Origin of the sequence: Phaeobacter sp. (assembly GCF_022825805.1) — a bacterium.
In the GTDB taxonomy this organism is placed as follows: domain Bacteria; phylum Pseudomonadota; class Alphaproteobacteria; order Rhodobacterales; family Rhodobacteraceae; genus Phaeobacter.
In genome coordinates, this window is sequence record NZ_JAJDWC010000008.1 from 1 (window position 1) to 15,390 (window position 15,390).

12 protein-coding genes are annotated in these 15,390 nt (G+C 55.1%); 7 read left to right on the forward strand and 5 right to left on the reverse strand.

Annotated features, from left to right (window positions below; all coding sequences use genetic code 11):
* Together Q0C28_RS00515 and Q0C28_RS00520 are read right to left on the reverse strand one after the other, a co-directional pair.
* A partial coding sequence (locus Q0C28_RS00515; protein ID WP_293572693.1) for a dihydrodipicolinate synthase family protein occupies positions 1 to 613 on the reverse strand: 613 nt, incomplete at its 3' end.
* Positions 614 to 621: 8 nt separating this feature from the next.
* Positions 622 to 1,332 carry a GntR family transcriptional regulator gene (locus tag Q0C28_RS00520; RefSeq protein ID WP_293572694.1) on the reverse strand — a complete coding sequence of 237 codons (711 nt, stop codon included), beginning with the start codon at positions 1,330 to 1,332 and terminating at the stop codon, positions 622 to 624.
* Positions 1,333 to 1,491: 159 nt separating this feature from the next.
* On the opposite strand from Q0C28_RS00520, the gene Q0C28_RS00525 reads away from it, so the two are divergent.
* From Q0C28_RS00525 to Q0C28_RS00545, 5 genes are all read left to right on the forward strand, one after another.
* Positions 1,492 to 2,574, forward strand: coding sequence for a glycine betaine/L-proline ABC transporter ATP-binding protein (locus tag Q0C28_RS00525; RefSeq protein WP_293572695.1), 1,083 nt, complete (start codon positions 1,492 to 1,494; stop codon positions 2,572 to 2,574).
* Between the two features lie 12 nt (positions 2,575 to 2,586).
* Positions 2,587 to 3,222 carry an ABC transporter permease subunit gene (locus Q0C28_RS00530; RefSeq protein ID WP_293572696.1) on the forward strand — a complete coding sequence of 212 codons (636 nt, stop codon included), beginning with the start codon at positions 2,587 to 2,589 and terminating at the stop codon, positions 3,220 to 3,222.
* Positions 3,152 to 3,523, forward strand: coding sequence for an ABC transporter permease subunit (locus Q0C28_RS00535; protein ID WP_293572697.1), 372 nt, complete (start codon positions 3,152 to 3,154; stop codon positions 3,521 to 3,523). The genes Q0C28_RS00530 and Q0C28_RS00535 overlap by 71 nt, the downstream gene beginning before the upstream one ends.
* A 34-nt stretch (positions 3,524 to 3,557) precedes the next feature.
* The gene (gene proX / locus Q0C28_RS00540) at positions 3,558 to 4,550 is read left to right on the forward strand and encodes a glycine betaine/L-proline ABC transporter substrate-binding protein ProX (protein WP_293572698.1); all 993 of its coding nucleotides are present in this window, start codon (positions 3,558 to 3,560) and stop codon (positions 4,548 to 4,550) included.
* A gap of 64 nt (positions 4,551 to 4,614) precedes the next feature.
* Positions 4,615 to 5,559 carry a GlxA family transcriptional regulator gene (locus Q0C28_RS00545; RefSeq protein WP_293572699.1) on the forward strand — a complete coding sequence of 315 codons (945 nt, stop codon included), beginning with the start codon at positions 4,615 to 4,617 and terminating at the stop codon, positions 5,557 to 5,559.
* A gap of 50 nt (positions 5,560 to 5,609) precedes the next feature.
* On the opposite strand, the gene Q0C28_RS00550 is transcribed toward Q0C28_RS00545, so the two are convergent.
* On the reverse strand, positions 5,610 to 8,078 hold the full coding sequence (locus Q0C28_RS00550) for an FAD-dependent oxidoreductase (protein ID WP_293572700.1): 2,469 nt from the start codon (positions 8,076 to 8,078) through the stop codon (positions 5,610 to 5,612).
* A 114-nt stretch (positions 8,079 to 8,192) separates the two neighbouring features.
* On the reverse strand, positions 8,193 to 9,710 hold the full coding sequence (locus Q0C28_RS00555) for a trimethylamine methyltransferase family protein (RefSeq protein WP_293572701.1): 1,518 nt from the start codon (positions 9,708 to 9,710) through the stop codon (positions 8,193 to 8,195).
* Between the two features lie 95 nt (positions 9,711 to 9,805).
* Between Q0C28_RS00555 and Q0C28_RS00560 the strand changes: the two genes are divergently transcribed.
* On the forward strand, positions 9,806 to 10,756 hold the full coding sequence (locus Q0C28_RS00560) for a LysR substrate-binding domain-containing protein (protein ID WP_293572702.1): 951 nt from the start codon (positions 9,806 to 9,808) through the stop codon (positions 10,754 to 10,756).
* 59 nt (positions 10,757 to 10,815) lie between these two features.
* Here Q0C28_RS00560 and Q0C28_RS00565 read toward each other — a convergent pair whose 3' ends face one another.
* On the reverse strand, positions 10,816 to 13,605 hold the full coding sequence (locus Q0C28_RS00565) for a bifunctional aconitate hydratase 2/2-methylisocitrate dehydratase (RefSeq protein WP_293572703.1): 2,790 nt from the start codon (positions 13,603 to 13,605) through the stop codon (positions 10,816 to 10,818).
* Between the two features lie 245 nt (positions 13,606 to 13,850).
* Here Q0C28_RS00565 and Q0C28_RS00570 point away from each other — a divergent pair, with 245 nt between their 5' ends.
* Complete coding sequence (locus Q0C28_RS00570) at positions 13,851 to 15,245, forward strand: multicopper oxidase family protein (protein ID WP_293572704.1); 1,395 nt, start codon at positions 13,851 to 13,853, stop codon at positions 15,243 to 15,245.
* Positions 15,246 to 15,390 lie beyond the last annotated feature (145 nt).

Here is a 15,390-nt window from a genome sequence, read left to right on the forward strand (position 1 = left end):
GCAAGACTGCCTTGATGAACTCCCACTCCAGATCGCTCATGTCCGAACGCGCCATTTTCACACCCCAGCATGTTGTTTTGCTGGAAATGAAGCACAAGCCAATACGAATGATAAGGAATTTATAGGTGTGCTGCCTAGACCGTCCAACCCGGTCCAGAAACTCTTCACCCATCATCGTGCCTGTCCGATGCGGATAGTTATAAAGCATGATTGGCAGGTCTGCCGCCTTATCGATGGCCAGCGCGTTCAGAGCATTTTCGCGATCTGTTGGGACCGAATATGGCGGCGATGCCAAAAGGATCGCAGCAGCCTCCAGTTCCCGCGCACCCGATGCCAGCGCCACGGAATCCTCCGTCAACATCGCACCGGTTCCAACCACCAGAGGCAACCGACCATCCAGCTGTTTATGGGTAAAACGGGCCAGCTCAAGACGCTCATCCACTGTTTGCGCGTAGTTTTCACCGGTCGATCCGCCAGAGATCAGGCCGTGTATGCCAGCCTCAATAAGGTATTCGATCACCTGTGAAAGTGCGTCCCAGTTGACGCGACCATCCTCTTGGTAGGGTGTTACGACGGGCGTATAAATCCCTTCGAATTTAAAAATAGGGGTCATCTGCGTCCTCATGCAGGGGTTTTGCGCGCAACCGTCCCAAGCGGAACGTCAAGCCCGGATGGCATGACGAACAACTCGATCTGATCGCGCGACAGGTTCCAATGATCACTTGCCAGCTGCCCAGCTGCCGCTTCATCCCCTGCTTCAATCGCAGCAATGATCGCATCGTGCTGGGCACTTGCTTCGTCTAGGTTCTCCATCATCTGACGATCTGTCGGCCGATAGAACGTCATCCCGATGCGCGCGTGATCGATCAGCAGCCGCTGAAACGACGGCGCAAGATAGATGTTGTCTGCCATCTCACCGGTGATTTCATGGAACCGGTTGTTCGCCATCGCGCGCTCCGCCCCGGTCCCAGACCGCAAAGTCGCCTTGAACTGCTCCTGCGCGGTTTTCAGATCTTGGATCTGCTCTGGCGTGGCGTTTTTCGCCGCCAACTGCAAAACCGCGCCGTACATCATCGGTGCTGCCAGAAAAAAATCTCGCAAGGTCATGTGGGACATCTCGCCCACTCGTGCGCCACGGTTTTCGCGCAGGTCAACATACCCTTCCCCGGCCAGCTGCCGCAGAACTTCACGCAGCGGAGTTCGGGACAATTCAAACTCTTCTGACAGTTTAGCCTCGTCCAAATCGGTACCCGGACGCAAAACAAGCGTCATGATGGCCGTTTTCAAGTGACCATAGAGCTCCGCTTTTCTGCGTTTGGACGCGTCTTTCATTGTCATCTCCATCGTTGCGTGCGGTTCAGTTTGTCCAAGATGACGCCCCTAGACCGCAGCAGCAACTACAACATGCAGTTTGTGTTATTTCAAAATACATTTTGTGTACAAGTGAAAAATTCATAGTATACAAAATGAAATATCGGGAGGGAGACCGCAGTGCCACAAGACGACGATACGGCAGTGATTGATTGCAGAAACCTATGGAAGATCTTTGGGAAGAGATCCAAAGAAGCCATGGAAGCTGTTAAAAATCATGTGATTAGCAAGTTAGAAGTCAGAGATCGCTTCGACTGCGTTGTAGGCGTGCAAGACGCTACCTTTCAGGTGAGACGCGGCGAGATCTTCTGCATCATGGGTCTCTCTGGTTCCGGCAAATCAACTTTGATTCGACATATCAATCGGCTGATCGAACCGACCTCCGGACAACTCTTCATTGAAAACCAAGACATAAACGCCCTGTCCGACCGCAGTTTACGGCAACTGAGAGCCGAAAAAATCGGCATGGTCTTTCAGAACATGGCCCTGATGCCGCATCGCACCGTGTTGGACAACGTGTGCTTCAGCCAGGAAGTCCGTGGTCATGATGCCGCTGAACGGCGCGAGACTGCAATGCGGGCCATCGATGCCGTGGACTTGAACGGCTGGGATCAGAAATACCCAGATGAGCTGTCCGGTGGGATGCAACAACGGGTGGGGCTGGCCCGCGCCATCGCTGCAGACCCGTCTATTTTGCTCATGGACGAGCCATTTTCAGCACTTGACCCACTGATCCGGCGTCAGTTGCAGGACAAATTCATGTCCCTGTCCGCGGAAATGCAGAAAACCACGCTGTTCATCACCCATGACTTGGATGAGGCGATCCGTATCGGTCACCGCATCGCCATCATGAAAGACGGGGCGCTGATCCAGGTCGGCACGCCAGAGGATATCGTCACCAACCCTGCGGACGACTATGTGGCAGACTTTGTGGCTGGCATCTCCAAGCTGGACCTCGTGTCTGCTGCAAAAATCATGACACCATTGGAGCAATTCGAGCAGAGAAACGGCCCCACCAATACAGATGCCTGGCCCGAAGCCCATCCAGATCACTCACTTGATGAACTCGTCACACTCTCGATTTCCACCAAACACCCCGTTGTCGTGAAAGCCGACGGGAAAACAGTCGGCATTGTGACCAAAAACTCCCTTTTGCGCGGCATCCAAGGCCACGGCGATAGCGCCGTGGGCGCAGGTCAATAAGGAGCAACGCATATGTCAGATCAAACCTTCAGCCTGCTCGATCCGTTTTCATCCGTCGACTTGGGGCTTGCGGATACCGCCGATGGGATCAAGCAATGGGCCATCGCCAATCGCGGGATCATTCAACCCATCAAACAGGTTTTCAACGACCTGATCATCGGCATTGATACGGCACTCAATGCCGTACCCCCCATCATCATGCTGTGTCTCATCGTGCTGATTGCCTGGCAGTCAGCTGGGCGTCGGGTCGCGGCGGTCGTCGCCGTGGCGATGTTTGCGCTCGGCTTTCTTGCTCCCAATGCATGGAGCTTGGCCATGACAACGCTGGCGATTGTCGTCTCTGCGGTCATCCTGTGTTTTGTGATTGGTCTGCCTTTGGGAATTGTTGCCGGCAAAAACGATCGCATGGAAGCCGCAATGCGGCCTGTGCTGGATACCATGCAGACCATTCCTGCCTTTGTGTATCTGGTACCGGTCGTCATGTTGATCGGGATTGGCAATGTCTCCGGTGTGATCGTCACGATCATTTTCGCGCTTCCCCCCACTAATCCGGCTGACATCACTTGGCATCCGCGGCGTGAACCCAAGCGTTGTCGAAGCAGCGCGCGCGTTTGGCGCCTCACCCCGGCAGATCCTGTTCAAGGTTGAATTGCCCCTTGCGACACCAACCATTCTGGCAGGCGTCAACCAGACCATCATGCTGTCGCTGTCCATGGTGGTGATCGCCTCGATGATTTCAGTCAAGGGACTGGGCAATGAGGTGCTGCGCGCGATGGGCCGACTGGACGCCGGCAAAGCGCTTGTTGGCGGGCTCGGCATCGTCATCCTCGCAATCGTTTTGGATCGCATCACACAAGGTATGGGCCAATCCGGCCGCGCACGGGGACACCGCCATTGGTGGCAGTCCGGACCTGTGGGCCTTGTGATGCGGGCCATCGGAAAATCCTAAACATTCAACTGAACACCTAAGGGAGGAAAACTACATGTTCAGAAAAACCGCGTGCGCCACATTGATGGCGTCCACATTGCTCGCGTCACATGCCTTCGGCGCGGATATGCCCGGGGCTGGCACAACCGTACGCCCCGTCATGGCACCGTCTGTTGAAGAAATTTTCCAGCACCGTGTGCTGTTCAGAGCGCTAGAAGATCTCGGCTACAGCATCGCCGAACCGCAAGAAGTGGAATATCAGACCATCCATCTGGCGCTTGGCACCGGCGACGGTGATTTCACAGCGGTTCATTGGAACAACCTCCATGACACGTTTTTCCAAGAATCCGGCGGCGACGATGTGTTGGAAAAAGTCGGCAACCTGATCGACGGCGCGCTGCAAGGGTATTTAATTAACAAATCAGCCTATGATGCCGGAATTCAGAACCTGGGCGATCTGAAGGATCCACAAAATGCAGCCATGTTTGATGCCGATGGTGACGGCAAAGCCGACCTGGCAGGCTGTGCCCCCGGTTGGGGCTGCGAACGTGTCATCGAACACCAGCTAAGCGAATTTGGCCTGCGCGACACGATTGCACACAATCAAGGCGCATATAACGCCATCATGGCAGACTCAATTGCTCGAAATGCAGCGGGAGAAAACATCCTCTACTACACCTGGACACCTTACTGGGTGTCTGGCGCTCTGGTGCCTGGTGAAGATGTCGAATGGCTGTCCGTGCCGTATTCATCACTGCCGGATGGGGCAACTGCGGAAACCACCTTCAATGGCAAGGATCTCGGTTTCGCCGTTGATAGCATTCGGGTGGTTGCCACGGATGACTTTCTCGCGGCCAATCCAGCGGCTGGCAAGTTGTTTGAGGTCGCTCAAATCAGCATCAATGACATTTCCGCGCAAAACAAACTGGTTGCGGATGGCGAAGATGATTCAGCGGACATTGATCGCCACGTCGATAGCTGGATCGCAAACAATCGCGCAACCTACGACAGCTGGCTAGACGCCGCCCGCGCAGCTGCGTCAAACTAAACGAAACAAACCCCGTGTCGGCGGCGCCAATTCGTTCCGCCGACACCGCTGGAACACCTGACACATGACAACACAGTTTACCTTTCTGCTGATCGAGGAATTTTCGCACCTCGCGTTTTCCTGCGCGGTCGAACCCCTTAGGATTGCCAATCTGGTCAGTGAACAAGAGCTATATGCCTGGTCCTTTGCCTCCGAGAACGGTGAAACCGCGACCTGTTCAAACGGATCGGTCACATTGGTCCATAGTCGGTTCGACGAGATAGAGCGCTGTGATCATCTGTTTGCCCTCTCTGGCATCAACATGCGCAAGCATGTGACCAAACCGCTGTTGACCGCACTGCGACGCGCGAAATCCAGGGGCGTGGCAGTCGGGGCGTTGTGTTCAGGGGCCTGGATACTTGCAGAGGGCGGCCTACTGGATGAACTGCAGGCCGCGATACATTGGGAATACCACGACAGCTTCATGGAGGCCTTTCCGGAAGTGAACCTGGTGCGCAACGTCTTTGTGGCTGATGAAAAACACATGACCGCATCGGGCGGGACAGCCACAGCCGACTTGATGCTGCATTTGATTGAACGAGATCACGGCAACGATCTGGCAGTCTCTGTGGCTGATCAGATGGTCTACAATGCTGTGCGCAATGCAACAGCAGAACAACGCGTTTCGCTGCAATCACGAAACGGGATGCGCAACGCCCATCTGGTACACGCCATCCAACGGATGAAAGAGACCATCGAAACACCCGTTTCACCAAGCGTGATCGCCACTGAACTCGGGATCTCAACCCGCCAGTTGGAGCGGCTATTTGGCAAGTATCTGAACAGTTCCCCAAAGAAATACTATACGGAAATCCGTCTGGAACGCGCCCGCAACCTTTTGGTTCAGACCGAGGCATCAGTGACGGATATCGCCTTATCTTGCGGGTTTGAAAGCCCTGGCCATTTTTCACGGGTCTACAAAGCCGCCTACGGTGTCACGCCAGTACTGCAGAGAAGCAGCTTTCGCTAAGGCGAAAGCTGTTTCCCAAAGCCTTTTGCGAGCTGGCTTAAACCGCGTGTTTAGCCGCGCATTCGGTCACCATTTGGGTCATACGCAGGCCCGGACAAAACAGTGGCCGCATAAAATTCACCCAGGATTTCAACTTGCAGCGTGGTGCCCGCAGCCGCGACTGTGCTGTCGACGTAACCCATTGCCATCGATTGTCCGGTTCGGTGCCCATATCCACCCGAGGAGACATACCCAACCGCCTGACCATCTTTCAGGATCGCCTCGTCGTTGGAAACATCGATGCCGTCCACATCAATGGCCACCGTCACCAATCGCTTGTCAGCGCCCTGCTCTTGGAATTTTCGGGTCGCGGCTTTGCCAACGAACTCTTTGTTCCAATTGATGAAGATATCCATACCGCTTTCTACAGCGTTGAAATCAGGTCTGAATTCCAATGTCCAAACACCCCAGCCCTTCTCCAGGCGCATAGACATCAAAGCACGCGCACCGTACCAGCGATAGCCGAGATCCTTACCTGCGTCTTCAATGGAGGCGGCCAGTCGCATTAGGTAGTGGGGTTTGCAATAGATCTCGAACCCCAGTTCGCCCGAGAAACTGATCCGGTTCAAAAGCACGGGAACCCCGGCGACAACGGTTTGGCGCACATCGCGAAACTTAAACGACGCTGCCAAGACATCATCGCGCGTGATCCGCTGCAACAACTCCCGCGACTTTGGCCCTGACAGTGCAATGCCGTGCCAGTCGTCGGAGACATTTTGGTAGCTTATATCAGCTGGCAGATCCTTTTCGAACCAACGCCGATGTGCTTCTTGCATGGCCCCCGAGCCAAGCAACATAAAATGGTCTTCAGCCAAACAGGCGATGGTCAAATCACCGTAGAGTTTGCCTTTCTCCGTCAGCATTGGCGACAGGGTCAATCGTCCCGGTTTCGGAACAAATCCGGCCATGATCCGATCGAGATGCGCACGAGCGCCTGCGCCTTTGAACTCGTGTTTTGCAAAGTTGGCAATTTCGATGCCGCCAACACCCTGTTGAACAGCAGACACCTCCCGCGCGACATAATCATGGCTTCGATTGCGCTCAAATGTCGGATCCTCATGGGCATCGTCGGGCCCATCTGCAAACCAAAGAGCATGCTCCAAACCAAAACCTTGGCCCATAATGGCACCCTTCTGGGTCAGACGATCATAAAGCGCTGTGGTCTTCTGCAATCGACCTTTTGGCAGGGTTTCGTTCGGGAAGGTCATCACGAAGCGACGTTCATAATTCTCCGACGATTTGATGGTTCCCCAGTCTGGCGTGGCGAACTCACCAAACCGCGCCACATCCATTGCCCAAACATCGATCGAAGGCTCGCCATCGATCATCCACTCCGCCATGGTCAGACCAACGCCGCCACCCTGACAAAAACCAGCCATGACACCGACCGCAACCCAGTAGTTCTTCATACCGGGAACAGGCCCGATCATGGGGTTGCCGTCAGGGCCGAATGTGAAGGGCCCGTTGATCATATCCTTGATGCCCACCTGCCCGATGGTGGGAATCCGGTCGAAAGACATCTCCAACCGGTCCGCGATCCGATCAAGGTCGGGCTGCAGCAATTCATGGCCAAAGTCCCAAGGGGTGCCATTCACCTTCCACGGCGTTGATTTTGGCTCATAGGTGCCAAGCAACATGCCCTGACGTTCCTGTCGGAAGTAAATGTTGGCCTCATAGTCGATACCAGCGGGCAACCGTCCCGCCTCGCCCATGTTGGACATACGCTCTGCGATTTGGGGGATCGTCTCTGTGATCAGATAATGGTGCTCCATCGGCTGAACAGGCAGAGGAATGCCTGACATCTGCCCAACCTCCCGCGCCCAAAGGCCCCCACAGTTGACCACCATTTCCGCATTGATCTGACCTTTTGGAGTTGTCAGGTCCCAGCTGCCGTCAGGACGCTGCGCCATCGCCGTAACGCCGCAATGGGTGAAATACTGCGCACCATGAACACGGGCAGATTTTGCAAACGCATAGGTCGCACCAGACGGATCCAAATCCCCGTCTTGATCATCCCAAAGCGCGGCGTAGTAGTGTTTGGGATCAATCAGCGGGTGGCGCTCAGCAAGCTCCGAAGGTGAGATAAACTCCTGGTGCAGGCCCATATACCGTGCTTTGGACCGCTCACGTTTGAGATAATCATACCATTCCTTGGTCGACGCCGCATAAAACCCGCCAGTGATATGCAGCCCAACCGAATGGCCAGAGGTCTCCTCGATCTCCTTATACAAATCAATCGTATAACTTTGCAGACGAGAAATATTGGGATCTGAACTGATGGTATGTATCTGTCCCGCGGCGTGCCAGCTGGACCCCGACGTCAGCTCATCCCGTTCCAGCAGGACGACGTCTTTCCAACCAAATTTCGCCAAATGGAACAGAATTGAGCAGCCCACGACGCCGCCACCGATGACGACAACTTTTGCATGGGAGGGGAGCGGTTTTCCTGTCGACGTTTCGTCTTTTTGAATCTCAGGCAAGGGAGACCTCCTTATGTGAGCCGTTGGTGCCGTTTGCGGCTATTTTCTGTATCCTGGTCAGTTGCAGTTGCCCGACCTGCAATGCAGCCTGACGCGTGTTGGACCACAGTCGCATCAATACCACGCATCCGGGAGTTCTTCTTTCCGTTTGGCCACAAAGGCCGAAAGTTCCTCGCGTATGGCGATGTCCATGTCCGGGGGTTGGTAGTCGGCAAGCATCTTTTTCCATCTCGCATGCGCTCTCTGTCGCATGTCATTAGACCCCTGCTCCTCCCAACTCTCGACATTCTCGCTGTCGCTTAGATGCGGTTCATAGAATGCATCTTGATAGTTCCGCATCGTATGGGCCGAACCCAGAAAATGCCCGCCCGGATCCACTTCCTGATACGCGTCTCTCGCAAATGCTTCGTCGGAGGTATCAAGACCCTGGCTCAGCACTTTCTGATAGGATCCAAGCCGATCGGCATCCATGATGAGCTTTTCAAACCCAACACAAAGCCCCCCTTCCAGCCAGCCGGCGGCGTGCAACACAAAACTTGCACCGGCCAGCATGGTCGAATGCATCGAGTCCGCGCTTTCGTATGCGGCCTGCGCATCTTCGATCTTTGAGGCTGTCAGTGACCCACCGCAGCGCAGCGGCAGGCCAGCCCGACGGGCCAATTGCCCGATCGCGTAGTTGGAGACCACAGGTTCCGGCATCCCAAAGGTCGGCGCGCCAGATTTCAACGACATTGAGGACAGGAAATTCCCCAACACAAATGGTGCGCCAGGCCGGATCAGTTGGATGTAGGCGCATACCATCATCGCTTCTGCCATGGCCTGTGCCACTGATGCCGCCGTCGAAACAGGGCCCATTGCCCCGGTAAGGATAAAGGGCACCACGATCATCCCCTGCCCTCTGCTGCTATAGACACGGGCCGCCTCGGTCACGACCCGGTCCACCAATAGCGGAGAGTTCGTGTTCACATTGCCCATGATGACGCAGTGCTGCTCCATCATCTCTGCACCAAATAAAATCTCAGCCATATCAACGCTGTCCTGGGCGCGGCTCATTTCAGTGATGGCGCCAAGATGCGGTTTGTCTGACAGTGTCATATGTGCAAACAACATATCCAGATGCCGCTTGCTGACAGGGACGTCGCAGGGTTCACAGGTCACAAAACCACTGTGATGCAAATTTGGATGCATATAGGTCAACCGGACCAGATCCTGAAACGACGCCAGATCACCGTAGCGTCTGCCCTGCTCTAGATCGCGAACAAAAGGCGCGCCGTAAATCGGAGCAAACACCTGGCTACTCCCGCCAATGGAAACAGAGCGCTTTGGATTTCGCGCCACCTGTGTGAATTCCCTAGGCGCCTTAGCACATAGGTTCCGGATCCAGTCTGCCGGAGCGCGCACACGATCGCCGTCAACCGTGGCCCCCTCGCGGCGCCACAGCGCCAATGCCTCTGGATCATCACGAAACGCGATGCCGACGTCTTGGATCAGCCAATCGACCTGACGTTCAAGCCGGGTCAGCTGTTCCTCATCCAGAACATCAAAAAAGGGCAGCACACGGCTGATAAAGGGCGATTGCACTGGTGCGGTGGAGCTTTGATTGCGCTGCCGAGAGGATCTTGACCGTCTCACCGTTCTGGACCTTTCCAATTTGATACACCACAGCTAACCCGCGCCACCAACTCTGTGACGATTGAAAAAACCAATTCTTTGGATAAATTGAAATTATGCGAAAACCCTGGAACCATCTCACCTCACCGAGGCATCTTGTTGTCTTCGAAGCTGCTGCACGCTGCGGGTCATTCACTCTTGCCGCAGATGAATTGAACGTTCAGCAACCTGCCGTTAGCGCATCGATCAAGCAGCTTGAAACAAACCTTGGCGTGGCGCTGTTCCATCGCAGCCACCGTCGGATTGATCTAACCAATGCAGGAAAACGGCTCTTCGCGGATGTGACGCGGGCGTTTGAACTCTTGGCGGATTCTGCAACCAGCATCCGGCAGACAAACAGCAACGACCACGTCACATTGAACGCTTCATCGGCCTTCAACAATTACTGGATGCTGCCAAAACTGCGAGAGTTCCAAACATCACATCCAGCGGTCGATCTGCGACTGCAATCCAGTGATCGTGAACCAGATCTGAGCCTCGAAACCATCAGCCTCGCGGTGCGACTGGGCAGCGGCACCTGGCCTGACTGCGAGGCCGCGCTGTTGGCGGATGAAATCATCTACCCCGTTGCTGCGCCACGTGTGATGCAGAGCGCAGTCAACCTACGCAATGTGCCGGGCTTACTGAGCCAACGGTTGATCCACCTGGAAGAACCCATCCGCCAGCGCCCGTCATGGGAGCAATGGTTCCGCGCCTTCGACGTAGGTGAAATTCCACCACGCAGCGGTTTGCGGTTAAATGACTATGCGCTGGTATTACAGGCTGCGATGGCTGGGGAAGGATTTGCCTTTGGCTGGCACCACCTGGTCGCCCCCTTGGTGCAACAAAATCTGTTAGCGGCCCGCACGGATTGGGCGTGGAAGACGGGCAACGGGTTTTATCTTGTGTGGTCAAAAACCAAACCGCTGACAGATGAAGCGCAAGTCGTGCGGGACTGGATCTTATCCAACCGAACGGGCGCAGCCGATCTCTTGCCCAAAAGCCCGACGATCCCAGCAGCGCGGTAGCGGAAAAAAACACCCCTCTGAAATCAGAGGGGTGTTTAGAGCTTTCGGTTCTGGATGCCTTAGAAATGAACAGACTTTGCGCCAGCCGGTTTTTCAATCGGTGGTGCAAATTTCGTCAGGTCGATGCCTTCGACGGCGGCTTTGTACTCTTCCAGCGTGGGCGTCCGTCCGAGGATGGCTGACAGGACCACAACAGGTGTCGATGCCAGCAGCGACTCACCCTTTTTCTCGGAACTGTCTTCCACGACGCGCCCTTGGAACAAGCGGGTCGAGGTCGCCAGAACGGTGTCACCCTTCGCCGCCTTTTCCTGGTTACCCATGCAAAGGTTGCAGCCAGGACGCTCGAGATAAAGGATGTTCTCATACTCCGTGCGGGCTTTGCTCTTTGGCATGAAGTCGTCGAATTCAAACCCGGAATAGCGCTGCAGGATTTCCCAATCCCCTTCGGCCTTCATTTCATCAATGATGTTGTAGGTCGGCGCAGCAACCACCAGAGGTGCTTTGAATTCGACCTTGCCGGAGTGTTTCTCCAGGTTCTTCAGCATCTGGGCCACAATTTTCATGTCACCCTTGTGCACCATGCAGGATCCGACAAAGCCCAAATCCACTTTCTTCTCCGCCGCGTAGTAAGAAATTGGGCGGATGGTGTCGTGGGTGTAGCGTTTGGCCACATCGGCATTGTTCACGTCAGGGTCAGCAATCATTGGCTCGATGATCTGATCCAGGTCTACTTCAACCTCGGCGAAATACTTGGCAGTCGGGTCGGGCGTGAGCGCTGGGTTTTCACCAGATTTGATCTCGGCGATACGCTTGTCGGCTTTGTCAATCAGCCCCTGCAGTGTGCCTGCAGCGTTTTCCATACCTTTGTCGATCATCACCTGAATGCGCGACTTTGCCAGCTCCAACGATCCAATGAGGGTGTCGTCGTTGGAAATACAGATAGAGGCTTTTGCCTTCATCTCCGCAGTCCAGTCGGTGAAGGTGAAGGCCTGGTCCGCGAGCAGCGTGCCGATGTGCACTTCGATGATGCGGCCCTGGAAGACGTTCTCGCCACCGTGCTGTTTCAACATCTGCGCTTGCGTGGCGTGGACAACGTCGCGGAAATCCATGTGATCCGCCATCGTGCCCTTGAAGGTCACCTTCACAGATTCCGGGATCGGCATGGTGGCCTCGCCAGTGGCCAGCGCCAGAGCAACAGTGCCGGAGTCTGCACCAAAGGCGACACCTTTGGACATGCGGGTGTGGCTATCGCCCCCGATGATAACGTCCCAGTCGTCGACCGTGATGTCATTGAGAACCTTGTGAATAACGTCGGTCATCGCATGGTATTCGCCCTGTGGATCGCGGGCGGTTACCAAACCAAAGTTGTTCATGAAGCTCATCAACTTGGGGATATTGGCCTGTGCCTTGAGATCCCAAACAGATGCGGTGTGACAGCCGGATTGGTAGGCACCGTCCACCGACGGCGACAGAACGGTGGCGGCCATTGCCTCCAGCTCTTGGGCTGTCATCGGACCGGTGGTGTCCTGCGAGCCCACAATGTTCACGCGAACACGAACATCCGATCCTGCGTGCAGGGTCTTGCCCGGTGTTGCGCCACGTGCATTGCGGTTGAAGATCTTTTCAACCGCGGTGAGGCCCTGGCCTTCGACGGATACTTCTTTTGACGCAGCATAAGCCGATTGCAGTTCGACACCCAACGCTTCACACGCAAATGTCTGCAGCTTTTTGCCGAAAACAACAGCGTAAGAACCGCCTGCCTTCATGAATTCTACCTTTTGAGGGGTGAAAGACGAGGACACATCAACGAGCTCTTGATCACCATCATAGAGCTTTTTGGTCTTTGTATTGATGGTGAGCACTTTGCCGGTTTCGACAGAATAGGCTTGCTCCAACACCGGATCGCCATTGGCATCCGTAACAGTGTTGCCGTCTGCGTCAGTTTTCTTGACCCAGTTTTTCAGGTCCAGGCCGATACCACCCGTCACGCCCACTGTGGTCAGGAAGATCGGGGAAATACCGTTGGTCCCTGCAACAACAGGTGCAATGTTCACAAACGGCACATAGGGGCTTGCCTGTTTGCCGGTCCAAAGAGCGACGTTATTCACGCCGGACATGCGAGAGGAGCCGACACCCATGGTGCCTTTTTCCGCGATCAGCATGATACGGGCGTTCGGGTGTTTTTTCTGCAGCGCCTGAATTTCCACCTGGGCTTCGGGCGAGATCATGCATTTGCCGTGCAATTCACGGTCGGAACGCGAATGTGCCTGATTGCCCGGAGACAGCAAATCGGTCGAAATGTCGCCTTCTGCAGCGATGTAGGTCACGACCTCGATTTCTTCGTCGATATCTGGCAGCTTGGTGAAGAATTCAGCCTTGGCATAGCTTTCCAAAATCGACTTCGCGAAGCCATTGCCATCAGCCAGAGCTTTGGCCAGTCGATCCGTATCGGCCTCATACAGGAACACTTGGGTTTTCAGCACATCTGCGGCCTGTGCAGCGGTGCCCTCATCATTTCCAAGCGCAAGGTCCAGAAGAACGGCGACGGACGGCCCACCTTTCATGTGCGAGAGCAGCTCAAACGCAAAATCTGGGGAAATCTCTGCAACAACGGCTTGCCCCAAAATGATCTCTTTCAGGAACGCAGCCTTCACACCGGCCGCGCTGGTCGTGCCAGGCAGGGTGTTGTAGATGAAAAACTGAAGAGAGTCGTCGCGGTGTGGATGCCCATCCGTTTTGATCTGCTCGATCAGCTCACTGACCAACGCCCCATCATCAATGGGCTTTGGGTGGAGATCTTGGGCTTTACGGTCTTCGATTTCTTCGAGGTAGGCTGTGTAGAGGCTCATGGCTAACTCGTTTTGCTATGTGTTCAGACGATGGTGACGTCCATCTGGAGGTCCTGACATCGCGCCAGGTGTATTTGCATACCGCGGTATACGATAACTGTCAGAGGTGCAAGATCTCTATAGAGAATAGTACCACAGCAGTTAACCTACCGTTTGCGGCAGTTTAGCGCGGCAAATTCCCTTCAATAAGGAAATCCCGCCTGTTACTCGTTTGCGTGTTTGTTGCTTATGCATTTGGAGACGTCATGGTTGGGCTTTCTCGCAGACAATTTCTGGCAGGCACAGCCTGTGCCGTTGCCGGAGGCACAGGCGCATTTGCAACCTCTTGGACATCAGCTGCGCAAGAGATCCACCTGCAATCCCGCGAAACAGCGTTCAATTTCGGACCCAAACCGACCAACGGCCTGATTAGCCTTGCAGACAACGCGCCTCCCCCCATCTTGCGCCTGAAACAAGGGCAGCCAGCGGCGTTGAACTACACCAACGGTTTGGCGGATTACTCAACCATGCATTGGCACGGTATACGGCTTCCAAACGATATGGATGGTGTGCCCTATCTAACCCAAATGCCGATTGCACAGGGTGAGACGTTTCAATACCGGTTCACGCCCCCTGACGCCGGGACCTACTGGTATCATCCGCATTGCATGACCATGTCGCAAATGGCCAAAGGCCTGACAGGTGTTTTGATCGTCGACGAAGCCGAGGACCAGGGATTCGACGCGGACATATCGCTCAATCTCAAGGACTTTCGCCTGGCCGAAGATGGCAGTCTGCTCCCTTACTTCACAGCACGTGGTGCAGCGCGCGCCGGGACGTTTGGCAACATCCGGACAACCAACTGGCAGCAGGAACCCAGTTATGACGTGCCCGCAGGGGGGCTGATCAGGCTCCGCTTTGTTGTCAGTGATACAACGCGCGTTCACAAACTGTACTTCCCCGAAGTGGCCGGAAAAATCATCGCCTGGGACGGCCACCCGGTGAACGAAGAGATCCCGTGGCCAACGAAAGACGCCCCACTCTGGCTTGGCCCCGGACAGCGCGTGGATGTCGCGATTGTTGCCCCCGATCAAGAAGGCGAAGAACTGCTGTTCAACAGCTTGATTGGGACAAACTACCCCTTTGAAATCGCCCGCCTGCGGTCGATTGGCCATTCGCTGTCTCGCCAAGCAGGCGACATTCCCACGCTGCCGAAAAACCCGATCGAAGCCGCAGATCCCGCCACATCAAACATCGAAGAGACCGTCTTTGGCTGGTCCCCGGAAGGCGACGGGACAAACAACGGCCTCTGTGGCTCCAACGGATATATTTTCTGGTCAATCAACCGAAACCCGTGGAAGGGCGACGCCGTTGCCAATGGCGGGCCCGTTGTCTCAATGGCGCTTGGAGATTCCTACATCCTGCGCCTTCGGAATGAGTCGCCAAACCTGCATCCAATTCATTTGCATGGGCTGGTGTTCAAACCGATCCGATCAAATCTGCGCCATATCCCCGCGAACTACACGGACACTGTGTTGCTTTTGAAGGATGAGATCATCGATGTCCTGGTAAGAGCGGATAATCCCGGTCAATGGGCATTTCACTGTCATGTTATCGAACACCAGAAAACTGGCCTCTCTGGTTTCGTGTCCGTCGGGTAACCTGTGCCTGCGCTTACAGTTTCCATCCGGCAAATGCCCACCTCTGCTGGGCAGGCTCGGGTGCTTAGTCCATAGGCAACCCCTGTTCCAACGCGCAGACACGGCCAGCGGTATGCCTATAATATCAGCAAAATGAAACTGGCGG